This is a genomic window from Paramagnetospirillum magnetotacticum MS-1 (assembly GCF_000829825.1).
GTDB classification, from domain to species: domain Bacteria; phylum Pseudomonadota; class Alphaproteobacteria; order Rhodospirillales; family Magnetospirillaceae; genus Phaeospirillum; species Phaeospirillum magnetotacticum.
Genome location: NZ_JXSL01000030.1, coordinates 1213778 through 1236757, shown reverse-complemented (window position 1 = coordinate 1236757; position 22980 = coordinate 1213778). Strand labels below are relative to the sequence as shown.

Genomic DNA, 22980 nt, shown 5'->3' with positions numbered 1-22980 from the left:
GTGTTTTCCCTCATCTGGATCGCGACCGCCCAGGCCCAGACCGTTCTCGGCGGCCATATGGAACAGGGCGGGCTGGTGGTGGGCCGCACCGAGCCCGGCGCCAAGGTCAGCCTCGATGACCGCCCCGTGCCGGTCGATGAGCTTGGCCGATTTCTGCTGGGCTTCGGCCGCGACGCCCCGCCCACCGCCGCGTTACGCATCATCCGCGCCAACGGAACCGAGGAAAACAGGGCCCTGGCCATATCCCGAAGGGACTGGCCCATCCAGCGCATCGAAGGCCTGCCGCGCGAAAAGACCGAGCCCGACGCCGCGTCCCTGGCCCGCCTGAAGGCCGAGACGGCCATGATCCGCGCCATCCGCGACCGCGTCAGCCTGGAACCCCATTTTCTGGACGGACTCCAGCGCCCGGCGGAAGGCCCTGTCTCGGGCGTGTTCGGCAGCCAGCGAGTCTATAACGGCAACGGCGGAGCGCCTCATTCCGGCCTGGACATTGCCGCCCCCGCGGGCGCGCCGGTCCGCGCCTGTGCCGACGGCATTGTGGTCCTGGCGGCGCCCGATCTGTTCCTCACGGGGCGCACGGTGATGATCGATCACGGCCTGGGCCTGATCTCCAGCTATGCCCATCTGTCGCGCCAGGACGTCACCGCCGGAAGCAAGATCCGCAAAGGCGATCTGATCGGCGCCATCGGCGCCACCGGACTGGCGACCGGCCCCCATCTGCACTGGGGGCTGTCGTGGCTGGATGTCCGCCTTGACCCCGAGAGAGCGGAAATTTCGCTCCGAGACTTATACCTTGGTATAGAATTGGAGAATCAGAAGTAGACTTATTACACTATAGTATGGTAATCATACCTCAAGGATAGGTGCTGTGGGGATGTCATGCATATGCAGCATACCGTCATGGGTGGAAACGGCACCTTTGACGAGGACATCGTGGACGAGTTGGAGGGCGAGGCTCTGGTGATCCTGGAGCATCCCGAGCAACACGCCGCCATCACCGTGAACATGGCCCGCAAGACGCTGGAGATCATCCGGCGCATCCGCGAGAGGCCGGTTTCGGACGCCATCGGACAGATGGCCTGAGGCTTCCCCTTCCCTGCCCCCGGAACATGGCGTAATAATCCCGCCTCCCGCTTTCGCGCGTTCCGAGGTTGCCATGAAGTCCCTGTGGTCCGATTCAGATGCCGAATCCTTCATCGCGCGCTATGCGCCGCAAGGGGTCAACCGCGACCTGGCCCTGCGTGTCTACACCACCCGGCTTTTAGGCGGAGATCCCCGCCTGGTGCTGCATGGCGGCGGCAACACATCGTGCAAGACCACCACCACCGATCTGCTGGGCGAAGCGGTCGATGTGCTGTGCGTCAAGGGTTCGGGCTGGGACATGGGCGATATCGAGCCCGCTGGCCTGCCCGCCGTGCGCCTTGCCCCCCTGCTGAAGCTGAGAGCGCTGGAGCGCCTGTCCGACGAGGACATGGTGGACTATCAGCGCGGCAATCTGATGAACTCCGCCTCGCCCAATCCGTCGGTGGAAACGCTGCTGCACGCCTTCCTGCCGCACAAATTCATCGACCACACCCATTCCACCGCCGTGCTGTCCGTGGTCGACCAGCCCGATGGCGAGGCCCTGGCGCGCGAGATCTACGGCACCCGCATGGGCTATGTGCCCTATATCATGCCCGGCTTCGCCCTGGCCAAGAAGGCGGCCGAGGTTTACGAACAGGACCCCTCGGTGGAGGGCCTGATCCTGGTCAAGCATGGCATCTTCACCTTCGGCCCCGACGTGCGGAGCGCCTATGAGCTGATGATCGAGATGGTCACCTTGGCCGAGCAGCGCCTGGAGAAGGGCCGCAAGACCCTGGTGCCCGCCAAGGGCTTGGCCCAGACCCCCGCCCCCCTGGCCGAGGTGGCGCCCGTCCTGCGCGGCCTGCTGGCCGGCGGGGGTAAGCGCCGCATCCTCGACTTCCGCACCAGCGCGGCCATCCGCGCCTATGTGGACGGGGCCGAGGTCGGTCGCTATTCCCAGCAGGGCGTGGTGACCCCGGACCACACCATCCGCACCAAGAACTGGCCGGTGGTTCTGCCCGCGCCCGAGGCCGGGAAGATGTTTTTGTGGGCCGATGCCGCCCGCGCCGCCATCGAAAATTTCGAGGCCAAGTACCACGCCTATTTCAGCCGCAACAACCAGCGCCTGGGCGGCATCAAGACCGAGCTCGATCCCAAGCCCTGCGTCGCCCTGGTTCCCGGACTGGGCCTGTTCGGTATCGGCGCCAGCGCCAAGGATGCGGCCATCGCCGCCGATATCGCCGTCAACACGGTGGAAAGCATCAGTGATGCTGAGGCCATCGGCCGCTTCGAGCCGGTGGGCGAAGCCGATCTGTTCGATCTGGAATACTGGTCCTTGGAACAGGCCAAGCTGGGCAAGGGATCGGAAAAGCCCCTGGCCCGCCAGGTGGTCGTTGTCACCGGCGGCGGCTCCGGCATCGGCGCCGCCACCGCCAAGGCCTTTGCCAAGGATGGCGCCGAAGTGGCCGTGCTCGACCGCGACGAAGACGCCGCCCTCAAATCCGCCAAGGCCTGCGGCGGCAAGGCCATCGGCGTCGCCTGCGACGTCACCGACCCGGCTTCGGTCCAGGCCGCCTTTAACCGCGTGGCCGAGCGCTTCGGCGGTGTCGACGTGGTGGTCAGCAATGCCGGGGCCGCCTGGCAGGGCGCGGTGGGAGAGGTCGACGACGCGACACTGCGCGCCTCGTTCGAATTGAACTTCTTCGGCCATCAATGCGTGGCGCAAAATGCCGTGCGCGTCTTCAAGGCCCAGGACACCGGCGGCGTTTTGCTGTTCAACGCCTCCAAGCAGGCCGTCAATCCGGGCAAGAATTTCGGCCCATATGGATTACCGAAGGCGGCAACCCTGTTCCTGATGAAGCAATACGCCCTGGATCACGGCAAGGACGGCATCCGCTCCAACGCGGTCAATGCCGACCGCATCCGCTCCGGCCTGCTCACCGACGACATGATCAAGAGCCGATCCACGGCGCGTGGCCTGACCGAACAGGACTATATGGGGGGCAATCTTTTGGGCCGGGAAGTGACGGCCGAGGATGTGGCCGACGCCTTCTTATGGCTGGCCAAGGCCTCCAAGGTCACCGCCTGCACCGTCACCGTGGACGGCGGCAATATCGAGGCGAGCCTGAGATAGGCCCCCGGGCGGGGCCGAAACCCCGCCCGGGACAAGCGCGGCTTACTTCCAGCCGGCTTCCTTCTCGCAAGCATTCATCTCGGCCTTGTGGGTCTTTTCCCAGGTGCTGATGGACTGGGTCTCGTTGTCGTCCATCTTGTTGTTCATGCAGGTGCAGTACTTGGCGACGATCTCGACGGAAACCTTGGCGTCGGAATTGTCGCTGACGCACTTGGCGACCCACTTGGTGTCGTCGGCCCCGGCGAAAGCAGCGCCGCTGACCAGAAGGGACAGAGCCATACAGGCCGCACCGATCGTAAACTTCATGGTTTTCTCCCTAATCGAGCCCCCAGATCCGACCAATCGGCCGGGCAGCCGTGGACTCAGGTTAGACCAAGCCTAAACATTCGGCGAGTCGAGTTTGTATGAATTTGGTCAACAGACCGGACAGCGGACCATGGGCAGATCGCGCTTGATCCAGCCCGGACCGGCTCCCGATCCCGCCATTCCTTCCGAAACATCGAGGATATGGGTGAAGCCCGCATCCGACAGAGCCCTGGCCGTGCTGCCCGAGCGGTTGCCAGTGCGGCAGATCAGAGCGATGGGCGCTGTGCGGTCGCCCTTGGCGGCGGCCAGAAGATCGCGCACGAACCCGGCCCCACCCTCGGGGTGGCGCATGGGAATGAGCCGGGCGCCGTCCGGCACCCCGGTCTGTTTCCATTCCTCGGGCTGACGGATATCGACCAGCACCACTTCGCCCGCCGTCACGGCCCGCAGGGCCTCGGGCGCCGAGATGGTCTTGATCTCTCCCGCCAGGGCAGGAAAGGCCAGAATCATCATCGCGGCCAGGGCAACCAGACGTGCCGTCATAATGCCGTTTCCTTCGTTCGTCCAACCAGGGCCAGGGCCTCTTCGCGCGTTTTCACCCCCAGTTCCAGCAGCAATGGCGGCTCCAGTCCGCACATGGCCAGGCCGGAACGCTGGGACAGCACCGCCCCCGCCTCGCCCTGGGCGATAACCGCACCATTTTGAAACAGCGCCACCCTCTCGGCAAAGCCATAGGCCAGATCCACGTCATGGGTGGTAAAGACCAGGGTGGTCCCTGCCCGCGCCAGGGCGTCCAGCGCCGCCAAAAGGCGCTTGGCGCCCTGATGGTCGAGACCGGCCAGCGGCTCGTCCAGCAGCAGCACCTCGGGTTCCATGGCCAGGGCTCCGGCGATGGCGACGCGCTTTTTCTGGCCGAAGGACAGCATATGGGTGGCCCGCCCTGCCAGATCGGAGATTCCCAGCGCGTCGAGCGCCGCCTCCACCCTTTGCCGGGCCTCGGCCTCGGACAGGCCAAGATTGAGCGGCCCGAAGGACACGTCCTCGGCCACCGTGGCGGCGAACAGCTGGTCGTCGGGCTCTTGCAGCACCAGCCCGACCCGCTTGCGCCAGCCGGTGAGCGCGGCGCGCGAATACCCCATGACCTCGCCGTCAAGGCGGACGGCTCCGCCCGAAGGCCGCAACGTGCCGTTCAGATGCAGCAGCAAGGTGGTCTTGCCCGCGCCATTGGGCCCCAGCACCGCCAGACGCCGCCCCCGCTCCACGGCAAGGTCGAGACCGGCCAGCGCGGCGACCCCGCCGGGATAGAAATAGTTCAGGCCCACCGCCTCGAGGATCAGGCCAGCCATAGGCTTACCCCCGCCAGCAGAATCTCGGCCCCAACGATCAGGGCCAGAACCTTGCCCGAGGCCGGACGGGCGAATGACATCATGGGCAGGGAGCCGTTAAAGCCCCTGGCCGCCAACCCCACCTCCAGCCGTCTTGCCCGCTCCATGGCGCGCGGCAGCAATTGAGCGATCAGCATTCCTAAGGACCGGATCTGCCGCCCGTGCCCAAACCAACCGAGCCGCGCCTCCTGGGCGGTGTGGATGGCGGCGGCCTGGTCTTGCAGCAGGAACAGGAAATGCCAGGACAGCAGCATGATCTCGGCAATCTCCGCCGACAGACCCAGACGGCGCAGCCCCCGCACCAGATCCGGCGCGGGCGTGGTGGCCGCCAGCAGCAGCAAGGCCGAGACGGCGGCCGAGGCGCGCAGCACCACCTGAACCGCCCGCAGACCCTGGTCGGCAGCCAGATGCAGACCCTGGGCATCCACATCCACCGCCAGGGTCAGGGCGCCGGTCAGCACGAAGCCCAAGGGCATCGCGTTGAGCCTCAGCCAATCGACCAAGGCAATCCGCGCCCCGCCCAGGGCCAAGGCCCAGGCGGCGACCAGAACCAGGGCCCCGCCCGGCCAGGGCGGCAGAACCAGGGCCAGGGCCAGCAGCCCGAAGGCAAGCACGGCCTTCTCGGCCAAGGCCCGCTCGCGCCACGGCCCCGACTGGGACAAACGATCGATGGCAAGGCTCATGGGCCTGTCATCCCGACGACCATCGGGAGGAGGGATCTCCGCCTGGGCCATTGGTGCCGGTACGGCATCACCCGTCCAAGCGGAGATTCCTCGCTGCCGCTCGGAATGACAACATTGCGGCTCATTTGCCGGAACGACCGTGCCTACGCCCGATGACATAGCCCAGCAGCCCTGCCCCAAAGGCGGCCTGAAGCGCGAAGAGCAACCCCTCCATCTCCTTGGAGGGCTGCCACAGCGGCCCGGTCCACTTCTCATAGGCGGGATGGCTGGAGGTCACCACCTCGCTGGCGGCGTCATCGGTGCCGCCGAACTGGCCGGTGGGATTGAGGATCAGCGGCGCGGCAATGATCAGCGCCGCCAGACCCAGCAGCAGGGAATTGGCGCGCGCGCTCATGCCTTGGCTCCTTCCACCTGAACGTTGCGGGCTTGCAGGGCATTCATCACCACCACGGTGACCAGCCCCTCGGCCACGGCCAGGGGCAGTTGGGTGATGGCGAAGATGCCCGCGAACTTGGCGAACGCGCCGCCAAAGCCGCTCTGGGCATCGGGGAAAGCCAGGGCCAACTGGAACGACGTCACCAGATAGGTGGAAAGATCGCCGAGAAAGGCCGACAGGAATACCGCCAGGGCAGCCGGAGCGCCAAGCCGCCCGGCCAGCTTCCACACGCCGAAGGCCACCCAAGGCCCGGCGATGGCCATGGAAAAGATATTGGCGCCCAGTGTGGACAGGCCGCCATGGGCCAGCAACAGTGCCTGGAACAACAGCACGATGGCGCCGATCACCGCCATGATGCCGGGGCCGAACTGCATGGCGCCCAAGGCCGTGCCGGTGGGATGCGAGCACGAACCGCTGACGCTGGGCAGTTTCAGGGCCGACAGCACGAAGGTGAACCCGGCCGAAGCCGCGATATTCAGGCGCGCCTCGGGCCTTTCGGCCAGGATCCGCTTCATCGAGCGGGCGCCCAGCACCACGAAGGGGGCGGACACGCAGGTCCAGGCCAGGGCATGCCCGGCGGGAAGAAAACCTTCCATGATATGCATGATAAACGGACTCCGTTCGTCGAGAGACTTTCCTCGTCGCCGCGAAACGGAAAACTGACCCGACGGCACACCCCGGCCGAACAGGCTCGCAAGCGACTCTCGATGATGGCAGGTCTCCTGACTCGCGGGTCGTTGGGTCCGGCATAGCCTTCCCAGCCCCATTTCAGGGCCAGTGGCGTCTCTAACGGCCGGAACCTCTCCGCCTACAGTTGCGGGGGCAGTCGCGGAATTGGCCCCCTTTTCGGGCGCCGCACCACGTTCCCATTTTCACCCCTTGCCCTAAGCGGACGCGGGGAACCATCACCCGGCACTATAATTTCGCCATGATTGGGATGCAATCCATTCCGGGACTTGTCTTCGGATGCCATCCCGAGGAGCATGGCGACGAGGAATGACAGGTCACTTGCAAAGGGGTTCAGCCGTGTCCCATACCATCGCCCTGGTCGATGACGACCGCAACATCCTGACTTCGGTCTCGATGGCGCTGGAGGCCGAGGGCTTCAAGGTGCGCACCTATACCGACGGGGCCGAGGCCCTGCGCGGCCTGACCAATCAGCCCGCCGACCTGGCCGTGCTCGATATCAAGATGCCGCGCATGGACGGCATGGAACTGCTGCAGCGGCTGCGCAAGCAATCGGCCATTCCGGTGATCTTCCTCACCTCCAAGGATGACGAGATCGACGAATTGCTGGGCCTGCGCATGGGCGCCGACGACTACATCAAGAAGCCCTTTTCGCAAAAGCTGCTGATCGAGCGCATCCGCACCCTGATCCGCCGCCTGGAAGCCAACGCCGAAGGCGCGGAAGGCGGCGGAGAGACCCTGGTGCGCGGCCTGCTGGTGCTTGATCCCGGCCGCCATATCTGCACCTGGAAGGGCAAGCCCGTCGACCTTACCGTCACCGAGTTCCTGCTGCTCAAATCCCTGGCGCTCCGCCCCGGCCACGTCAAGAACCGCGACCAGTTGATCGACGCCGCCTATGGCGAATCCATCTATGTGGACGACCGCACCATCGACAGCCACATCAAACGGCTGCGCAAGAAATTCCGCGAAGTGGACGATGACTTCGCCCAGATCGAAACCCTTTACGGCGTCGGCTACCGTTATCGTGACGAGTGAGGCCGCCACCCCGTCGCGACGGCGCCTGCCCCGCTGGCGGCTGCTGGCTTCGCCGCTGACCCGGCGCATCCTGGCGGTCAATCTGCTGGCCCCCGTCGTGCTGGTGGCTGGCGTGATGTATCTCGACCGCTACAAACAGGGCCTGATCCGCGCCGAACTGGACGGGCTGGGCACCCAGGCCGAGATGGTGGCGGGCGCCATCGGCGAAGGCGCCGTCTTCGAAGAGGATGCGGGCTTCTTCGAGATCAACCCGGCCATGGCCCAGCAGATGGTCCGCCGCCTGTCCGAGCCCGCCAAGTTCCGCGCCCGCCTGTTCGGTACGGTGGGCGAACTGGCCGCCGATTCCCGCGTGGTAGGCGGCGCCAAAGGCTCCATCTATATCGAGGAACTGCCACCACCCACGCCGCCGCAATGGACCGACCGTCTGGCGCGTCAATGGGACCGCTGGGCCCGCTGGATGCCCCGCGACAAGTCCCTGCCGCTCTACCGCGAACACCCCAATGCGCGGGCCGATGATTTCGAGGAAGTGATGAGCGCCATGGCAGGAAGAACCGCCTGGGCGGTGCGCTCGCGCCTGAACGGCACCTTGATGCTCTCCGTGGCCGTGCCGGTCCAGCGCTACAAGCAGGTGGTGGGCGCCCTGTTGATCACCGCCGACGGCGCCAATATCGCCCGCTCGCTGTTCCAGGTGCGCGTCGCCATCCTGGAAGCCTTCGCCATTTCCCTGGCGCTGACCATCGGCGTGTCGCTCTACATGGCGGGCACCATCGCCCGGCCCATCCGCCGCCTGGCCCTGGCCGCCGAGCGGGTGCGTCACGGCCAGGGCCGCGTCCACGCCATTCCCGACCTGTCATCGCGCAAGGACGAGATCGGCGAATTGTCCCTGGCCTTGAAGGAAATGACCGAGGCCCTGTGGCGGCGCATGGACGCCATCGAGGCCTTCGCCGCCGATGTGGCCCATGAGATCAAGAACCCGCTGACCTCGCTGCGTTCCGCCGTCGAGACCGCGGCGCGTATCGAGGACCCGGAAAAGCGCGCCCGCCTGATGGCCATCGTCCTCGACGATGTGGGGCGCTTGGACCGGCTGATCAGCGACATTTCCGATGCCTCGCGCATCGATGCCGAGATGAGCCGGGCAGAAACCGGACCCGTCGCCCTGGCCGCCATGCTCGACACCCTGGCCGAGATCTATCGCGGCACCTGCGCGGCCCAAGGTCTGGCCTTCGCGGTCGAGCGGCCCGAAGGCGACACCCTGACCATCCAGGGTATCGAATCCCGTCTGGTCCAGGTTCTGCGCAATCTGATCGCCAATGCCGCGTCTTTCAGCCCTCAGGGCGGGCTCATCCGTCTTGCCGCCCGGCGCGAGGCCGCCCGCATCACTCTGGTTGTCGAGGATCAGGGGCCGGGCATCCCGCCCAACAAGCTGGACGCCATCTTCGAGCGCTTCTATTCCGAGCGGCCCGAGGGAGAGAAGTTCGGAACCCATTCCGGCCTGGGCCTGTCCATCTCGCGACAGATCATCGAGGCCCATGGCGGCACCATCCGCGCCGAAAACCGAGACGAGGGCGGAGCGCGCTTCATCATCGATCTGCCCGCCGCCCCATGATCGCCACTCCTCGATCTTTTTTCCGCCGCAATGGCATGGCCAGATAACAAAACCGATTTCTTGGGGAGTACACCGTCATGAACAAGACCTTGATCGCCCTGATCGCCGCCCTGCCTATGCTGACCGCTTTGCCTGCATCTGCCCAGCAAGGCGATATTCGCAAGGATCACCAGGAGATCAACCGGGACAATCGCGAACTCCGCAAGGACCATCGCGAGATGCGTGAGGACCGCGAGAAGCTGCGCGAAGACCGAAAGGCTGGCGACAAGGACGCCGTCGCCAAGGACCGCGCCGAATTGCGTAAGGACCGCAAGGAGATGAAGGACGATCAGCGCGAACGCCGCCACGATCGCAAGGACCTTAATGACGACCGCAAGGAGCGCCACGAGGAGCGCCGGGACCGCTGATCACCGCGACAGAATATCCCTCAGCCTGTCGGCCTGGCGCGAATCCACGCTGCGGCTGAACAAGATGTCCTCGGGCGTCGGATTGCCGCCGTAGTAGGCGGCATTCCACGAATGGCGGGGCAGGATGCCTGCTCCGTCCAGGGTGGCGCCGCCATACAGGCCCACGGCGCGCGAGAAGGCGTAGATATCGGCGCCCACATTGGTGGTGGTGTTGGCCGAGGCGCCCGCGCCGACCACCGCCACCGCCACGCCCGCTTCGGCCCCGGCCTTGAACTGGTTTTCCACCACGGCCTTGAGGCCGCCCTCGTTCATGATGACATAGACCGCCTCGGCATCCTGCAAGCCCAGTTGCAGCCCGACGCTGCCCGCCGCGATGGAGTAGAAGGCCGGTCCGCTCCAGCGCCCAGAGCCGTCGCGCGCCAGCAGCACGCCCGTTCCATATTGGGCGCCCAGGATGAACCCGCCCTTGACCAGATCGGGCACAACCAGCACCGCCCGCGCCCGACCCAGCAGATTGGCCATCTGGGAACTGAAATTGGGATCGGCGCGCAGCCGCTCCACCACGGTGACGGCCTTGCCCACCATCATGGTCTGGTCGGTGACCTGCTGCGCCCCGGCGCCACCCGCCATAAGCAACAGCGCAACAACCATGGTGATCAGTCTCGGCATCGTGGACTCCCTTGCGAAACCGTGCCTTCACCACTCCAACCACAAACGTGGTTAGGATTTTGTTAATACTTGCCCGCCCCTTCCATTGGGGGTAAGCCTGGAAGCCTTCCAGAGGCGGAAGATGAGGTGATGGCCGATGTTCTCACTGATCATCAACGGCGAGCGGCACAAAGTGGATGCCGCCCCCGATACGCCGCTTCTTTGGGTATTGCGCGACCTGTTGGGGCTTACCGCCGTCCGCTATGGCTGCGGCCAGGGCCTGTGCGGCGCCTGTTCCATCCTGGTGGGCTCAGAGCCCGTCCGGGCCTGCCAGCTTCCCGTGTCCGAGGTGGGCGGGCGGCGCGTCGTGACGCTGACCGGCCAGGACGACGCCGTCTCCACCCAACTGCGCGCTGCCTGGATCGAATTGGACGTACCCCAGTGCGGCTATTGCCAGTCGGGCCAGCTGATCAGCGCGGGCGCCCTGCTGCGCCGCAATCCCAAGCCTTCCGACGCCGATATCGATGCCGCCATGAGCGGCAATCTCTGCCGCTGCGGCACCTATCAGCGCATCCGCGCCGCCATCCATCTGGCCGCCAGGCGGCTGCGGGGGGCGTCATGAAGCGCCGGACCTTCCTGAAGACCGCCATGGGCACCGGACTGGTTCTGGCCGTGGGCGAATCCAGGGCCGAGAGCGAAACAGGCGATGGGGTCATCAACGCCTTCGTCGCCATCGGGACCGACGGCAAGGTGACCGTGACGGTCAAGCATCTGGAAATGGGCCAGGGCGTCGCCACCGGCCTGCCGGTACTGGTGGCCGAGGAATTGGAGGTAGACCCCGCCCAGATCAGCGTGGCCTTCGCGCCCGCCGATGCCAAGCGCTACAACAATCTGCTCTGGGGTCCCAGTCAGGGAACCGGCGGCTCGACCGCCACCGCCAATTCCTGGGAGCAGTTACGACTGGCGGGCGCTGCGGCCCGCGAGATGCTGATCACGGCGGCGGCTGGAATTCTGCGGGTCGATGCCGCCACGCTCGTAGCGTTGAACGGCGGCGTGGTCCACATGCCCAGCGGGCGGCGCGTCGGCTATGGCGAACTGGTTACCGCCGCGGCAAAGCTGACGCCGCCAAAGGCACCGGCCTTGAAGCCAGCCTCGGAGTTCCGCCTGATCGGCAAGACCGGGATCAAACGCACCGATTCCCGCGCCAAAAGCGACGGCAGCATCCAATACGGTGCCGATATCCGCCTGCCCGGCATGCTGACCGCCCTGGTGGCCCGCCCGCCCGTCTGGGGGGCGCGCGTCGAATCCTATGACCGCAGGGCCGCCCTGGCCGTGCCGGGGGTGGCGGCGGTGTTTCCCATCTCTTCCGGGCTGGCCGTGGCGGCCAGTTCCTTCTGGGCGGCGGCCAAGGGCCGCGAAGCCCTGAATGTCCGCTGGGCCGAGCCAGCCGAGAAGATCTCCACCGAGTCTTTGCGGCGCGACTGGACCGCCCTTCTGGCCAAGGCGGGACGACCGGCTGCCGCGCGCGGCGATGCCGAGTCCGCCCTGGGACGCGCCCCGCAGCGCCTTGCCGCCACCTATGAGCTGCCTTATCTGGCCCATGCGCCCATGGAGCCGCTCAACTGCGTGGTGCGTCTTACTCCGTCCAAATGCGAGATCTGGACCGGCTGCCAGTTCCAGACCCATGACCAGGCCATGGCCGCCAAGGCGGCGGGATTGAAGCCCGATCAGGTGGAGATTCACACCTTGCCCGCCGGGGGCAGTTTCGGCAGGCGCGCCAATCCCGCGTCCGACTACATCGTCGAGGGCGTCGAGGTGGCCCGGCAGGCCAATGCCCCGGTACGCCTGATGTGGACGCGCGAAGACGACATCGCGGGGGGCTATTACCGCCCCATGGCGCTGCACGGATTCGAAGCGGCGCTGGACGAGAAGGGAATGCCCCTGGCCTGGCGTCACCGCATCGTCTGCCAGTCCATCTTGGACGGCGGCCCCTTCGCCGCCATGGTCAAGGACGGCATCGACCCGGTCTCGGTGGAGGGTGCGGCCAATCTTCCCTACGCCATCCCCCATCTGGCCGTGGACCTGCATTCGCCCAAAGTGCCGGTGCCGGTCCTGTGGTGGCGCTCGGTGGGGTCCAGCCACACCGCCTTCGCCACGGAATGCTTCCTGGACGAACTGGCCCAGGCGGGCGCCAAGGACCCGCTGGAGCTTCGCCGCACCCTGCTGGCCGACCAGCCCCGCCATCTGGCCGTCCTCGAACTGGCCGCCGCCAAGGCTGGTTGGGGCAGCCCGCTGCCGCCTGGCAAAGGCAGAGGCATCGCCGTGCATGAAAGCTTCCACTCCTTCGTCGCCCAGGTGGTGGAGGTGAGCATCGGGCCCAAGGGCGAGATCAAGGTGGACCGCGTGGTGTGCGCGGTGGATTGCGGCGTGGCCGTCACCCCCGACATCGTCAGGGCCCAGATGGAAGGCGGCATCGCCTTCGCCCTGTCCGCCGCCCTGTTCGGCGAGATCACGCTGAAGGACGGCCGGGCCGAACAGTCCAACTTCCACGACTACCGCTGCCTGCGCATGAACGAGATGCCGGTGGTCGAGGTTCATATCGTGCCGTCTGTTGCGCCCCCCACCGGCGTGGGCGAGCCCGGCGTGCCGCCCCTGGCGCCCGCCCTAGCCAACGCCATCTTCGCCGCGACCGGCAAACGGGTCAGGAAGTTGCCCATGGGGGAGCGTGTTGCTGTTTGACATGAACTTTTGTTCACCGTCCCTTCGTTCGACTCCGCTGGAAAAGCGGCGGGAACGGCGGTAAGAAGGGGCGCCATGCATCGCTTCGCCAATCCCGCCCGCTTCCTGCGTCTCGCCAAGGTGATCCTGCCCTGGTCCAACGCCGTCGCCGCCCTCTGTCTGGGGGCAGGTCTTTACTTCGCCCTGCTCGGCTCGCCCGCCGATTACCAGCAGGGCGACAGCGTGCGGATCATGTATGTGCACGTGCCGTCCGCCTGGATGGGCATGTTCTGCTATGTGTCCATGGCGGCGCTCTCGGCCATGGCCCTGATCTGGAAGCATCCCCTGGCCGATCTCCTGGCCAAGGCCACCGCGCCGGTGGGCGCCGCCTTCACCTTTTTGTGCCTGCTGACCGGATCCTTGTGGGGCAAGCCCATGTGGGGAACGTGGTGGGCCTGGGACGCGCGGCTGACCAGCATGCTGATCCTGCTGTTCCTTTATCTTGGCTATATGGCCCTGGTGAACGCCTTCGACGACCCCGAGCGCGGCCACAAGGCCGCCGCCATTCTGGCCCTGGTGGGTGCCGTCAACATCCCCGTCATCAAATGGTCGGTGGATTGGTGGAACACGCTGCACCAGCCCGCCAGCGTGGTGAAGATGGGCGGTCCGGCCATCGACAAGACCATGCTGATCCCGTTGCTGCTGATGGCGGTGGGCTTCAAGGCCTACTGGATCTCCATCCTGATTTTGCGGGGCCGCGCCGAGATCGCGTCCCAGAAGATCCGCGTCATCCGCATGGCGCAGATCCACGCCGCGGCCCAAGGGGAGTGACCAACGTCATGGAATCCTTCCAGGCAATGCTGCATATGGGCGGCTATGGCGGCTATGTGTGGCCCGCCTATGGCGTCGGCGTCGTCGTGCTGGCCCTGGTGCTGATCCTCTCGCTGTCGTCGGCCCACAAGGCCGAGGCCGAGTTGGAGGTGCTGCAGCAGGCCCGGCGCGCGAGGCGCGCTCGTGACTCGGAGAGCCAAGAGTGACCCGCAAGCAACGCAGGCTGTATTTCGTCCTTCTCGGCATGCTGGCGCTGGGCGGCGCCGTGGCGCTGGTGCTGACCGCCATCTCGGACAGTCTGGTCTATTTCTATTCCCCCACCGACATCGTCGGCCAGCGCATCCCGGAAGGGCGGCGCATGCGCATCGGCGGTCTGGTGGAAAACGATTCCGTGATCAAGGACGGCAAGACCGTGACCTTCAAGATCACCGATGTGACCAACACCGTCCCGGTGGTCTATACCGGCGTGCTGCCCGACCTGTTCCGCGAAGGCCAGGGCGTGGTGGTGGAAGGCCGCATGGAGGCGGCGGGCCATTTCAAGGCCTCCGAGGTGCTGGCCAAGCACGACGAGAACTACATGCCCAAGGAAGTGGCCGAGGCCCTGAAAAAATCCGGCCAGTGGAACGACGGCAAGAAGAAGTAGCGTTGTTGGGTTTGCGTCTTGCCCCGGCATGACGAGGAAAAGGACCACATCCATGATCGCCGAGATCGGCCATTTCGCCCTGGTGCTGGCTCTGTGCGTCGCCCTGGTGCAGGCGATTGTCCCGCTGATCGGGGCAAAGCGCGGCAATATGGCCTGGATGAACCTGTCCGGTCCCGCCGCCACCTTGCAGTTCCTGTTCATCGCCCTGGCCTTCGGGGCGCTGACCAACGCCTATGTGACCAGCGATTTCTCGGTCATGAACGTGGCCCAGAATAGTCACACCGACAAGCCCATGCTCTACAAGGTGGCGGGTGTCTGGGGCAATCACGAGGGCTCGCTGCTCTTGTGGATCACCATTTTGTCGCTGTTCGGTTTCGCGGTGACCCTGTTCGGGCGCAATCTGCCGCCGGGCCTCAAATCGCGCGCCCTGGCCGTGCAGTCCATGATTGCCGTGGGCTTCCTGGCCTTCATCCTTCTGACCTCCAATCCCTTCGCCCGTCTCGAGCCGCCACCGGTCAACGGCCAGGGTCTCAATCCCATGCTGCAGGACCCCGGCCTGGCCTTCCATCCGCCCTTCCTCTATCTGGGCTATGTGGGCTTCTCCATGGCCTTCTCGTTTGCCATCGCCGCCCTGCTGGAAGGCCGCGTCGACGCCGCCTGGGCCCGCTGGGTGCGTCCCTGGACCCTGGCCGCCTGGGTGTTCCTCACCTGTGGCATCGTGCTGGGCTCGTGGTGGGCCTATTACACGCTCGGCTGGGGCGGCTGGTGGTACTGGGACCCGGTGGAGAACGCCTCCTTCATGCCCTGGCTGGCGGGCACCGCGCTGCTGCATTCCGCCATCGTGGTGGAAAAGCGCGACGCGCTGAAAAGCTGGACCATCCTGCTGGCCATCGTCACCTTCGGCCTGTCGCTGCTGGGCACCTTCCTGGTGCGTTCGGGCGTTCTGACCAGCGTGCACGCCTTCGCCACCGATCCGGCCAGGGGCGTCTTCATTCTGCTGTTGCTGTGCGGCGCGGTGGGCGGTTCGCTGGCCCTGTACGCCGCCCGCGCGCCCTCCATGAAGATGGGCGGATTGTTCTCCCCCATCTCGCGCGAAGGCGCGCTTCTCCTCAACAACGTGCTGATGGCCACCGGAGCGGCCACCGTTCTGCTGGGCACGCTTTACCCCCTGATCGCCGATGCGCTCAATCTGGGCAAGGTCTCGGTGGGGCCGCCCTTCTTCAACGCGGTGTTCCTGCCCCTGATGGCGCCCATGGTCCTCGTGATGGCCACCGCGCCCATGATGAACTGGAAGCGCGGCGATCTGGCCGGGGTGCTGGGGCGGTTGAAATTCATCGGTGCCCTGGCGCTGGGCGTGGCCATGCTGGTGTGGTTCCTCCAAGGTGGTTCCGCCGGTCCGTGGTGGACCGCCGCCGGTTTTGCGCTGGCCGTGTGGCTGGGACTCGGAACCCTGTGGGATCTGGCCGAGCGCATCGGCCTGTTCGCGCGGCCCAGTCAGGCTTTGGCCCGCGCCGCCAAGCTGCCCAATTCGGCCTGGGGCATGGTGCTGGCCCATTTCGGCCTGGCGGTGTTCATCGTCGGCCTCACCGCCTCGTCGGCCTGGACCACCGAGCGCATCCAGACCCAGAAGCTGGGCGAGACGGTCATTGTGGCCGGTTACGGCATCACGCTGAAGAGCGTCGAGGAGGTTCCCGGTCCCAATTACACCGCGTCCAGGGCCACGTTCGAGATTTCCAAGGGGGGCGAGGTCATCGGCCTGATGGCCCCGGAAAAGCGCATGTACCGCCAGCCGCCGCGCCCCACCACCACGGCGGCCATCCGGTCCGGCTTCACCGGCGACCTCTACGTGGTGATCGGCGATCCCGACCCCAACAAGGGCGGCTGGGTGACCCGGCTTTACTTCAATCCCTGCATTCCCTGGCTGTGGGCCGGAGGGTTGCTGCTGGTGGTGGGCGGGCTGATAAGTTTGGCCGACCGCCGCCACCGCATTGGCGCGCCAGCGCGGGCCGCCCAATCCGCCGCCAAGGCTTGAGGCGAGGAGACGATCATGCGCCGCTTCCTCTATGTCCTTCCCGTCGCGGTCTTCGCCATCCTGGCCCTGTTCTTCCTCAAGGGGCTGACGCTCAATCCCCGCGACATTCCCTCGGTTCTCATCAACAGGCCAGTGCCCGAGATGAGCCTTGCCCCCCTGCCGGGGCGCGGCGACACATCGGGGCTTGCCACCGAGAACCTCAAGGGCCGGGTCTCCCTGGTCAATATCTACGGCTCTTGGTGCATCTCCTGCGTGCAGGAGCATCCCATCCTGATGGAGATCAAGAAGCGCGGCGACGCGCCCATCCACGCCGTGGACTGGCGCGATGATCCGGTCCTGGGCGCCGCCTGGCTGAAAAAGAACGGCGATCCTTACGAGCGCGTCGGCATCGACCCTCCGCCGGGCCGTACCGCCGTTGATTTCGGCGTCACAGGTGCGCCGGAAAGCTTCATCGTCGATAAGGCCGGCATCATCCGCTACAAGCATGTGGGCCCCATTTCCAGGGAGATCTGGGCCAAGACCCTGCTGCCCATCATCCGCGAGTTGGAGAAACAGGGATGAAGCGGCTTCTCGTTCTCCTCTTCGTCCTCGCCACCCCGGCCTTGGCGGTCAATCCCGACGAGATGCTGAAAGACCCGGCCCAGGAACACCGCGCCCGCGAACTGGGCAAGGATCTGCGCTGCCTGGTCTGCCAGAATCAGTCCATCGACGATTCCGACGCCGATCTGGCCAAGGATCTGCGCGTCATCGTGCGCGAGCGCATCGCCAAGGGCGACAGCGATGATCAGGTCAAGTCCTTCGTGGTCGATCGCTATGGCGATTACGTCCTACTGAAGCCCCCCTTCAAGGCCACCACGCTGGCCCTGTGGCTGGGGCCGCTGGCCCTGTTCGCCGGAGCCCTGTGGGCGGTGCTGGCCTTTTACCGCCGCCGCCCGGCGGAAAAGGCTGCGCCGCCCCCGCCACCTCTGTCGGCCGAGGAAAGCCGCAGGCTGGACAAGCTGTTGAAGGAGACCGAGCGGTGATCTGGATCGTTTTCGCCGCTATGGTGGCCTTGGCCCTGATGGTGCTGCTGCGTCCGCTGCTGTCCGCCCCCTTAGCCGCCGCCGACCGCTCGGACTATGATCTGATGGTCTACAAGGACCAGTTGGGGGAACTGGCCCGCGACGTGGAGCGCGGACTGGTGAACAAGGATCAGGCCGAGGCGGCGCGCACCGAGATTCAACGTCGCATGCTGGCGGCAAGCGATGGCGACAAGGGAGCCGTCGCCGCCAAGTCGGGCAAGCTTGCCCCTATCCTCATCGCCGTGCTGCTGCCGCTTTTGGCCGTGATGCTTTATCTGCCGCTGGGCGCCCCGGAATTGCCCGATCGCCCCTATGCGGGCCGTGCCGCCCAGATTGCCGAGATGCAGGACAAGGCCGCCACCATCCAGGCCATGGTCACCCGTCTGGCCGAACGCCTCCGCCAAGACCCGTCCGACGGCAAGGGCTGGGCCATGCTGGGCCGATCGTACCGGGCGCTGGGCCGGGCGGAGGAGGCCAAGGAGGCCTATCGCAAGGCCGTCACGCTGCTGCCCGCCGACACCCAGACCCGCCTCGAACTGGCGATCATGCTGCTGGAAGAGGCCGAGGGCGATTCCTTGCCCGACGAAGCCATCAGCCGCTTGGAAGAGGTTCTGGCCCTGTCCCCCGACCAGCCCGACGCCCTGTATTTCACCGGGCTGTCGGCGGCCATGAAGGGCGATAGCGCGCGTGCCAAGGCCCGCTGGAACCGCCTGCTGATGGTCCTGCCCGCCGAGTCTCCGGCCCGCGCTCAGGTGGAAAAGGACATGGCGCGCTTAGGGGGATGATTACTCCAGCGCCTGCCTGAGCGCGGCGGCGCTGGCCCAGGGTGCCAGCACCAGGGCGGCGGCCAGCATGGCCGAGAGGATCAGCAAATGGGGCTTGGCCGACATGCCCTGCACGGCGGCGTCGATGGCGCCCACCCCGAAAATCAGCACCGGCACATAAAGCGGCAGGATCAGAAGCGACAGCAGCACGCCGCCCCGCCTTGCCCCCAGCACCAGCGCAGCGCCGATTCCGCCCACCAGGGACAGGACCGGCGTGCCCAGCGCCATGGCGGCCAGCAGGGTGAGGAATCCGTCCTCGTGCATGTGCAGCAGTACGGCCAGAACAGGGGCCGCGACCATCAGCGGCAAGCCGGTGGTCAGCCAGTGGGCCAGCATCTTGGCGGCCACCACCACGCCCAAGGGCGCGGGCGTCAGCACCAGCAGCTCCAGCGAACCATCCTCGTAATCGGCCTGGAACAAACGGTCCAGCGACAGCATGGAGGCCAGCAGCGCGGTGACCATCAGTACGCCCGCCGCGACACGCTCCAACACATTGGCTTCCGGCCCGATGCCGAAGGGAAACAGCACCACGGTCAGCACGAAGAAGGTCACCACCATGACGCTGTCCGAGCCTTGGCGCAGCGCCAGACGCAGGTCGCGGCGAACCACTTCCAGGAAACGGTTCATATTCTTTGCCCCTCAATCGCCGGGCGCGGGCCTCCGCCCGCTTGGCTCCCGCGCCATAAGGCGCGCGCGCTCAACGCGCCACCTCCGAGCCATCGGCTAAGGCCGCTGGCTCGTCGAATTCCTCGGCCACCGAAAAGCGGTCCAGATGCAGTTCCTGGGCGCCGGGCATGTTGATATCAGCATGGGTGGACAACACCACCATGCCGCCATTTGCCCGATGCTCGGCCAGCACGTCTTCGAGGACCTTGATGGAGGCCTTGTCCAGGGCGGTGGTGGGCTCGTCCAGCAGCCAGAGCGGGCTGGGCGCCGCCAGCAGGCGGGCCAGATTGGTGCGGCGCTTTTGTCCCGCCGACAGCATTTTGCCGGGAATGCTGGCCAGCCGGGCCAGACCGAAGCGGGAAAGCGCCGAATCCACGGCGCGTCCGGCGCGCTCGGCATGGGGGTCATGCAGATGGGCCCAGAACCGCAAATTCTCGGCCACCGACAGCACTGGCTTCACCGCGTCGTGATGGCCGAGATAATGGGTGCGCGCCGCATGGGCCTCGGGGTCCTCGGCCAGGGCTTGGCCATTCCAGGCCAACAGGCCATGGGCGGGCTTGAGCAGCCCGGCCAGAACGCGCAGCAGCGAGGACTTGCCCGAGCCGTTGGGCCCCAAGAGGACCAGGGCACCGCCCGAGGTCAGGCTAAAGCCCAGCCCGGCGAACACCACGCGCCCGCCGCGCACACAGGCCAGTTCCTTTGCCAAGAAGGTCGAATCGCTCATGGCCCGCACCATGGCAAAAATCGACGCGCTTGACGAGGGATGATTGCCCCTTGTTTTTTCCTGCCGCCGACCGATCATGGAGAGCATGAGAGTGATCGGAAGGATGCTTTGGGGGCATGAGATCCGGCGGCGCCATGTGGTGATGGCGGCGGCGGGTGCCGTCGCCCTCGTCCTGACCATCGCCTGGGACCTTCTGCCCGAGGCGGGCTTCCGCTGGGGTGTCGCTAAGGCCCTGCGCTCGCTCGGCATGGTCGAGGTCAGTATCGACGACACCGACATCTCCTTGTTCGGCGGCCGGCTGACAGTGCGCAAGATGCTGGCGCAGCCCGCCCTGGGCAAGGCGCTGGGCATCGGGGATTTCGACCTGAAATTTCGCTGGCGTCCTTTGCTGGACCGCCGTCTGGTCCTGGACCGGGTCGCGGTCGAGGGCATCGATATCGAGCTGAAGCGCGAAGGCGATGGCTTCGTCCTCAACGGCCTGCCCCTGGCCGTGGCCGCCACGCCGCCCTCGGCCAAGGATTCCTCCGCCTCGCCGCCCTGGGGTATCGACGTGGCGGGGCTGGAACTGACCAATTCCCGCCTGCACATCACCGATGGCGATTTCATCGCCGATATCGCCGTGGAGCGGTTGCTGGTGGAGAACGTCAACAGTCTCGACCCACGCCGGGCGGTTTCCTTCACCCTCAAGGGCAGCCTGAACGGCGCCGCCATCGCCCTGTCGGGGACCATGCGCCCCTTCGCCGCCGAACCCTCCTTTGCCGCCGCCGCCCATGTGCAGAGTCTGGCCCTGGCTGATTTCACCGTCCTGGCCGCACGGGGCGGACTTACCGAATTGAGCGGACGGGCCGATCTGTCTCTTTCGGCGGAAGGATCGCTGCTTGGCACGGGACCGGCCATCAAGACAAACGGCCGCGTCACCTTCGATTCACCCAGTCTCACCGGGTTCATCGCCGCCAGGACCGCGAAGCTGGACCTGGAGATCGCCCGTCTGGCCTGGGACGGGACCAATCTCGATCTGGCCTCCACGCTCCACACCGAGGCCTTGGAGGTGAAAGCCGCGGGAGTGTCGGCCACCGCCGGGCGTCTTGACCTGGATCTGGGCAGCCTGGCCTGGGACGGCGCCAAGGCCGGGCTGACGGGTGTCAAATTCACCACGGAAGCTCTGGCGGTCAGCGCGCCGGGCGGCAAGGGCTCGGCGGGCAAGCTGTCCCTGGACCTTAAGACCCTCAATTGGGATGGCGCCAAGGCCAGTATTTCCGGCCGCTTCGATGGCGCGACCCTGGCGGGCAAGGGTGAAGGCGGCGAAGGTTCCGCCGCCGCGCTGGGCCTGGATATGGATCGCCTCGACTGGGACGGCCGCCGGATCGGCTGGCAGGGCGGGCTGAAGGGTTCGGCCATCCGCGTCGCCGTGGCGGGCCATGACGCAGCGCCCGAGGCCGTGGACTGGTCGGGCCGCTTCGACCTCGACACCGCCGATCTGGCGGGCAAGGCCGAGGGCAAGGTGGTGTTGGGGCCGCTGCGCCTGGGCGTCGGCGACATCCGCACCGCACTTCGCGCCGCCGAGGCCCAGGGCAAGGTGGCGTTCGGCAAGGCGGTGGAGGTGGACCTGTCCAAGGCCCGCATCGACGGCCTGTCGGTCCAGGACGCGGCCCATAAGAGCGATCTGGCCGCCGTGGAGCGCGTGGATGCGGAAGCGCTGCAACTGGCCCGCGATGGTGGCGTCTCGGTCGCCCATCTCAATGCCGAGGGCGTGAATGCCTTAAGGAAGGAGGGCCAGACCGGCTATCCCTGGCGCCTGGAGACCAAGCATCTTCGCCTTGACCACGCTGCCCGCGAGACCGATGGCGATGTCTCGGTGGACGAGGCGCGCATCGACGGAATGCTGGCCCGCATCAACCGCACACCCGAGGGGTTCATCGGCTTCATCTCCGAGGACAAGCCCCCCAAAGAGACCAAGCCCGCCAAACCTAAGGACGAGGACACCCCCGATATCCGCATCGGGCGTCTGGTGGTGGGCGGCGACAGCCGCATCAATCTGCGCGACCGCACCATGAGCGAGACCATGCGCATCGACGTGACGCCGCTGGATTTTTCCATCGCCAATCTGGACAGCGAAACCCCCGACCGCGATTCCCCCTTCGAGATCAAGGCCGGGGCCGGGCGCGGCCTGATCGTCGCCTCGGGCAGTATCCGTCCCTTCGCCGAAAAGATTTCCGGCCGCATCGACGGCAAGATCACCGCCTTTGAACTGCCGCCGCTGTCGCCTTATCTGGCCGAGGCCCTGGGGGTCAATCTGCAATCGGGGCATTTCGACGGCACGCTGGGTATCGGCATCGACAAGGGCAAACTGTCAGGCGCCCTGGACGTGGCGCTGTCCAATCTGTTCATCGCGCCGCCCGACCCCAATGTTCCGCCCAAGCCGGGCAAGGTGGACATGCCCATCGCCACCGTCCTCGACCTGCTGCGCGATGGCGACGACCTCATCCACCTGTCCCTGCCCATCCGGGGCGACACCGCCAATCCCGATGTGGATATCAGCGACGCGGTGGCCCAGGCGGTGGGGGGTGCGCTCAAATCCACCCTTTTCACCACATTGAAGCTGGCCTTCCCGGTGGCGGCCCTGATCGAACTGGCCATGGATGCCGACGACCAGTCCCGTCTGGCCCTGCCGCCGCTCAGCTTCGCCCCCGGCGCCGACACGCTCTCTGGCGAACAGGAGAAAACCCTGGGAAGCGTCGCCGAACTGGTCAAAGCCCGCGCCGGGCTCAAGCTCACCTTATGCGGCAAGGCCGATGACAGCGACTGGCCCGTGGTGGCCGCCAAGCGCCGCAGCGCCGACAAGCCGCTGCTGTCCAAGCTGGAATCTTTGGTCGGCTTCGAACGCCCTGCCGATTTCTACGGCCCGCCCGACCACAACCTGCTCTCCGCCCTGGCCCAGCGCCGCACCAACGCGGTGCGCGACTTCCTGGCCGACAAGGGCGGCGTGGACCCCGGCCGCCTGTTCGGCTGCCGCCCCATGGTGGAAACGGCCGAGAAGGGGCCGAGGGTCGAGTTGCTGCTGTAAGGTACACCCACAAACAAGAAGGGCGACC

25 protein-coding genes and 1 riboswitch are annotated in these 22980 nt (G+C 66.4%); of the genes, 16 read left to right on the top strand and 9 right to left on the bottom strand.

What is annotated here, in order from left to right; translation table 11 throughout:
- The 3 genes from CCC_RS18385 (at position 1) to CCC_RS18375 (ending at position 3196) form a co-directional block, all read left to right on the top strand.
- A complete protein-coding gene (locus CCC_RS18385) occupies positions 1-822 on the top strand; it encodes a M23 family metallopeptidase (protein ID WP_009870877.1) in 822 nt (273 codons plus the stop codon).
- 63 nt (positions 823-885) lie between these two features.
- Complete coding sequence (locus CCC_RS18380) at positions 886-1083, top strand: hypothetical protein (protein WP_236686408.1); 198 nt, start codon at positions 886-888, stop codon at positions 1081-1083.
- 73 nt (positions 1084-1156) lie between these two features.
- Positions 1157-3196, top strand: coding sequence for a bifunctional aldolase/short-chain dehydrogenase (locus tag CCC_RS18375; RefSeq protein WP_009870879.1), 2040 nt, complete (start codon positions 1157-1159; stop codon positions 3194-3196).
- 42 nt (positions 3197-3238) lie between these two features.
- Here the strand turns inward: CCC_RS18375 and CCC_RS18370 are convergent, their stop codons facing one another.
- From CCC_RS18370 to CCC_RS18345, 6 genes are all read right to left on the bottom strand, one after another.
- Positions 3239-3502, bottom strand: a complete 264-nt coding sequence (locus CCC_RS18370; protein ID WP_041042276.1) for a hypothetical protein — start codon at positions 3500-3502, stop codon at positions 3239-3241.
- A gap of 108 nt (positions 3503-3610) precedes the next feature.
- Positions 3611-4045 (bottom strand): rhodanese-like domain-containing protein, encoded by a 435-nt coding sequence (locus CCC_RS18365; protein ID WP_009870881.1) that lies wholly within the window; start codon positions 4043-4045, stop codon positions 3611-3613.
- A complete protein-coding gene (locus tag CCC_RS18360) occupies positions 4042-4848 on the bottom strand; it encodes an energy-coupling factor ABC transporter ATP-binding protein (RefSeq protein ID WP_009870882.1) in 807 nt (268 codons plus the stop codon). The genes CCC_RS18365 and CCC_RS18360 overlap by 4 nt, the downstream gene beginning before the upstream one ends.
- A complete protein-coding gene (cbiQ, locus tag CCC_RS18355) occupies positions 4836-5570 on the bottom strand; it encodes a cobalt ECF transporter T component CbiQ (protein WP_009870883.1) in 735 nt (244 codons plus the stop codon). Before cbiQ ends, CCC_RS18360 begins: the two co-directional genes overlap by 13 nt.
- A gap of 121 nt (positions 5571-5691) precedes the next feature.
- On the bottom strand, positions 5692-5964 hold the full coding sequence (locus CCC_RS18350; RefSeq protein ID WP_009870884.1) for an energy-coupling factor ABC transporter substrate-binding protein: 273 nt from the start codon (positions 5962-5964) through the stop codon (positions 5692-5694).
- Complete coding sequence (locus CCC_RS18345; protein ID WP_009870885.1) at positions 5961-6611, bottom strand: energy-coupling factor ABC transporter permease; 651 nt, start codon at positions 6609-6611, stop codon at positions 5961-5963. The genes CCC_RS18350 and CCC_RS18345 overlap by 4 nt, the downstream gene beginning before the upstream one ends.
- Before the next feature lie 90 nt (positions 6612-6701).
- A riboswitch (cobalamin riboswitch) is annotated at positions 6702-6928 on the bottom strand.
- Between the two features lie 104 nt (positions 6929-7032).
- Between CCC_RS18345 and CCC_RS18340 the strand changes: the two genes are divergently transcribed.
- The 3 genes from CCC_RS18340 to CCC_RS18330 all read left to right on the top strand — a co-directional run bounded on the left by CCC_RS18340 (position 7033) and on the right by CCC_RS18330 (position 9741).
- Complete coding sequence (locus CCC_RS18340) at positions 7033-7728, top strand: response regulator transcription factor (protein WP_009870886.1); 696 nt, start codon at positions 7033-7035, stop codon at positions 7726-7728.
- Entirely contained in the window at positions 7718-9334 is a 1617-nt protein-coding gene (locus CCC_RS18335) for a stimulus-sensing domain-containing protein (RefSeq protein ID WP_009870887.1), read from the top strand. The genes CCC_RS18340 and CCC_RS18335 overlap by 11 nt, the downstream gene beginning before the upstream one ends.
- A 77-nt stretch (positions 9335-9411) precedes the next feature.
- A complete protein-coding gene (locus tag CCC_RS18330) occupies positions 9412-9741 on the top strand; it encodes an EMC3/TMCO1 family protein (RefSeq protein ID WP_009870888.1) in 330 nt (109 codons plus the stop codon).
- On the opposite strand, the gene CCC_RS18325 is transcribed toward CCC_RS18330, so the two are convergent.
- Positions 9742-10410, bottom strand: a complete 669-nt coding sequence (locus tag CCC_RS18325) for a lipid-binding SYLF domain-containing protein (protein WP_041042274.1) — start codon at positions 10408-10410, stop codon at positions 9742-9744. It abuts the gene before it with no gap.
- Between the two features lie 136 nt (positions 10411-10546).
- Here CCC_RS18325 and CCC_RS18320 point away from each other — a divergent pair, with 136 nt between their 5' ends.
- From CCC_RS18320 to ccmI, 9 genes are all read left to right on the top strand, one after another.
- A complete protein-coding gene (locus CCC_RS18320; protein WP_009870890.1) occupies positions 10547-11011 on the top strand; it encodes a (2Fe-2S)-binding protein in 465 nt (154 codons plus the stop codon).
- Positions 11008-13128, top strand: a complete 2121-nt coding sequence (locus CCC_RS18315) for a xanthine dehydrogenase family protein molybdopterin-binding subunit (RefSeq protein ID WP_009870891.1) — start codon at positions 11008-11010, stop codon at positions 13126-13128. The genes CCC_RS18320 and CCC_RS18315 overlap by 4 nt, the downstream gene beginning before the upstream one ends.
- Positions 13129-13203: 75 nt before the next feature.
- A complete protein-coding gene (locus CCC_RS18310) occupies positions 13204-13938 on the top strand; it encodes a heme ABC transporter permease (RefSeq protein ID WP_009870892.1) in 735 nt (244 codons plus the stop codon).
- A gap of 8 nt (positions 13939-13946) precedes the next feature.
- Positions 13947-14144 carry a heme exporter protein CcmD gene (gene ccmD / locus CCC_RS18305; protein WP_236686407.1) on the top strand — a complete coding sequence of 66 codons (198 nt, stop codon included), beginning with the start codon at positions 13947-13949 and terminating at the stop codon, positions 14142-14144.
- Positions 14141-14581: a cytochrome c maturation protein CcmE gene (gene ccmE, locus CCC_RS18300; RefSeq protein ID WP_009870894.1), complete on the top strand. Its 441-nt coding sequence runs from the start codon at positions 14141-14143 to the stop codon at positions 14579-14581. Before ccmD ends, ccmE begins: the two co-directional genes overlap by 4 nt.
- 52 nt (positions 14582-14633) lie before the next feature.
- Positions 14634-16613: a heme lyase CcmF/NrfE family subunit gene (locus tag CCC_RS18295; protein WP_009870895.1), complete on the top strand. Its 1980-nt coding sequence runs from the start codon at positions 14634-14636 to the stop codon at positions 16611-16613.
- A 15-nt stretch (positions 16614-16628) separates the two neighbouring features.
- On the top strand, positions 16629-17174 hold the full coding sequence (locus tag CCC_RS18290) for a DsbE family thiol:disulfide interchange protein (protein WP_009870896.1): 546 nt from the start codon (positions 16629-16631) through the stop codon (positions 17172-17174).
- Positions 17171-17635 carry a cytochrome c-type biogenesis protein gene (locus CCC_RS18285; protein WP_009870897.1) on the top strand — a complete coding sequence of 155 codons (465 nt, stop codon included), beginning with the start codon at positions 17171-17173 and terminating at the stop codon, positions 17633-17635. Before CCC_RS18290 ends, CCC_RS18285 begins: the two co-directional genes overlap by 4 nt.
- Positions 17632-18459 (top strand): c-type cytochrome biogenesis protein CcmI, encoded by an 828-nt coding sequence (gene ccmI, locus CCC_RS18280; RefSeq protein WP_009870898.1) that lies wholly within the window; start codon positions 17632-17634, stop codon positions 18457-18459. The genes CCC_RS18285 and ccmI overlap by 4 nt, the downstream gene beginning before the upstream one ends.
- On the opposite strand, the gene ccmB is transcribed toward ccmI, so the two are convergent.
- Both ccmB and ccmA read right to left on the bottom strand, forming a co-directional pair.
- On the bottom strand, positions 18460-19125 hold the full coding sequence (gene ccmB / locus CCC_RS18275) for a heme exporter protein CcmB (protein ID WP_009870899.1): 666 nt from the start codon (positions 19123-19125) through the stop codon (positions 18460-18462).
- A gap of 70 nt (positions 19126-19195) precedes the next feature.
- Positions 19196-19888, bottom strand: coding sequence for a heme ABC exporter ATP-binding protein CcmA (gene ccmA / locus CCC_RS18270; protein WP_052473347.1), 693 nt, complete (start codon positions 19886-19888; stop codon positions 19196-19198).
- An 85-nt stretch (positions 19889-19973) separates the two neighbouring features.
- Here ccmA and CCC_RS18265 point away from each other — a divergent pair, with 85 nt between their 5' ends.
- Positions 19974-22952 carry a DUF748 domain-containing protein gene (locus CCC_RS18265; protein WP_052473345.1) on the top strand — a complete coding sequence of 993 codons (2979 nt, stop codon included), beginning with the start codon at positions 19974-19976 and terminating at the stop codon, positions 22950-22952.
- Positions 22953-22980: the final 28 nt, after the last annotated feature.

Bases quoted from the DNA above. Each gene is read 5' to 3' on its own strand.
- CCC_RS18325 (WP_041042274.1), bottom strand. From the start codon at position 10,410: ATGCCGAGACTGATCACCATGGTTGTTGCGCTGTTGCTTATGGCGGGT.
- CCC_RS18365 (WP_009870881.1), bottom strand. From the start codon at position 4,045: ATGACGGCACGTCTGGTTGCCCTGGCCGCGATGATGATTCTGGCCTTT.
- CCC_RS18360 (WP_009870882.1), bottom strand. From the start codon at position 4,848: ATGGCTGGCCTGATCCTCGAGGCGGTGGGCCTGAACTATTTCTATCCC.
- CCC_RS18315 (WP_009870891.1), top strand. From the start codon at position 11,008: ATGAAGCGCCGGACCTTCCTGAAGACCGCCATGGGCACCGGACTGGTT.
- CCC_RS18295 (WP_009870895.1), top strand. From the start codon at position 14,634: ATGATCGCCGAGATCGGCCATTTCGCCCTGGTGCTGGCTCTGTGCGTC.
- CCC_RS18330 (WP_009870888.1), top strand. From the start codon at position 9,412: ATGAACAAGACCTTGATCGCCCTGATCGCCGCCCTGCCTATGCTGACC.
- CCC_RS18285 (WP_009870897.1), top strand. From the start codon at position 17,171: ATGAAGCGGCTTCTCGTTCTCCTCTTCGTCCTCGCCACCCCGGCCTTG.
- ccmA (WP_052473347.1), bottom strand. From the start codon at position 19,888: ATGAGCGATTCGACCTTCTTGGCAAAGGAACTGGCCTGTGTGCGCGGC.
- CCC_RS18350 (WP_009870884.1), bottom strand. From the start codon at position 5,964: ATGAGCGCGCGCGCCAATTCCCTGCTGCTGGGTCTGGCGGCGCTGATC.
- ccmD (WP_236686407.1), top strand. From the start codon at position 13,947: ATGGAATCCTTCCAGGCAATGCTGCATATGGGCGGCTATGGCGGCTAT.
- CCC_RS18320 (WP_009870890.1), top strand. From the start codon at position 10,547: ATGTTCTCACTGATCATCAACGGCGAGCGGCACAAAGTGGATGCCGCC.
- CCC_RS18345 (WP_009870885.1), bottom strand. From the start codon at position 6,611: ATGCATATCATGGAAGGTTTTCTTCCCGCCGGGCATGCCCTGGCCTGG.
- CCC_RS18370 (WP_041042276.1), bottom strand. From the start codon at position 3,502: ATGAAGTTTACGATCGGTGCGGCCTGTATGGCTCTGTCCCTTCTGGTC.
- ccmB (WP_009870899.1), bottom strand. From the start codon at position 19,125: ATGAACCGTTTCCTGGAAGTGGTTCGCCGCGACCTGCGTCTGGCGCTG.
- CCC_RS18290 (WP_009870896.1), top strand. From the start codon at position 16,629: ATGCGCCGCTTCCTCTATGTCCTTCCCGTCGCGGTCTTCGCCATCCTG.
- CCC_RS18265 (WP_052473345.1), top strand. From the start codon at position 19,974: ATGAGAGTGATCGGAAGGATGCTTTGGGGGCATGAGATCCGGCGGCGC.
- CCC_RS18310 (WP_009870892.1), top strand. From the start codon at position 13,204: ATGCATCGCTTCGCCAATCCCGCCCGCTTCCTGCGTCTCGCCAAGGTG.
- cbiQ (WP_009870883.1), bottom strand. From the start codon at position 5,570: ATGAGCCTTGCCATCGATCGTTTGTCCCAGTCGGGGCCGTGGCGCGAG.
- CCC_RS18380 (WP_236686408.1), top strand. From the start codon at position 886: ATGCAGCATACCGTCATGGGTGGAAACGGCACCTTTGACGAGGACATC.
- CCC_RS18375 (WP_009870879.1), top strand. From the start codon at position 1,157: ATGAAGTCCCTGTGGTCCGATTCAGATGCCGAATCCTTCATCGCGCGC.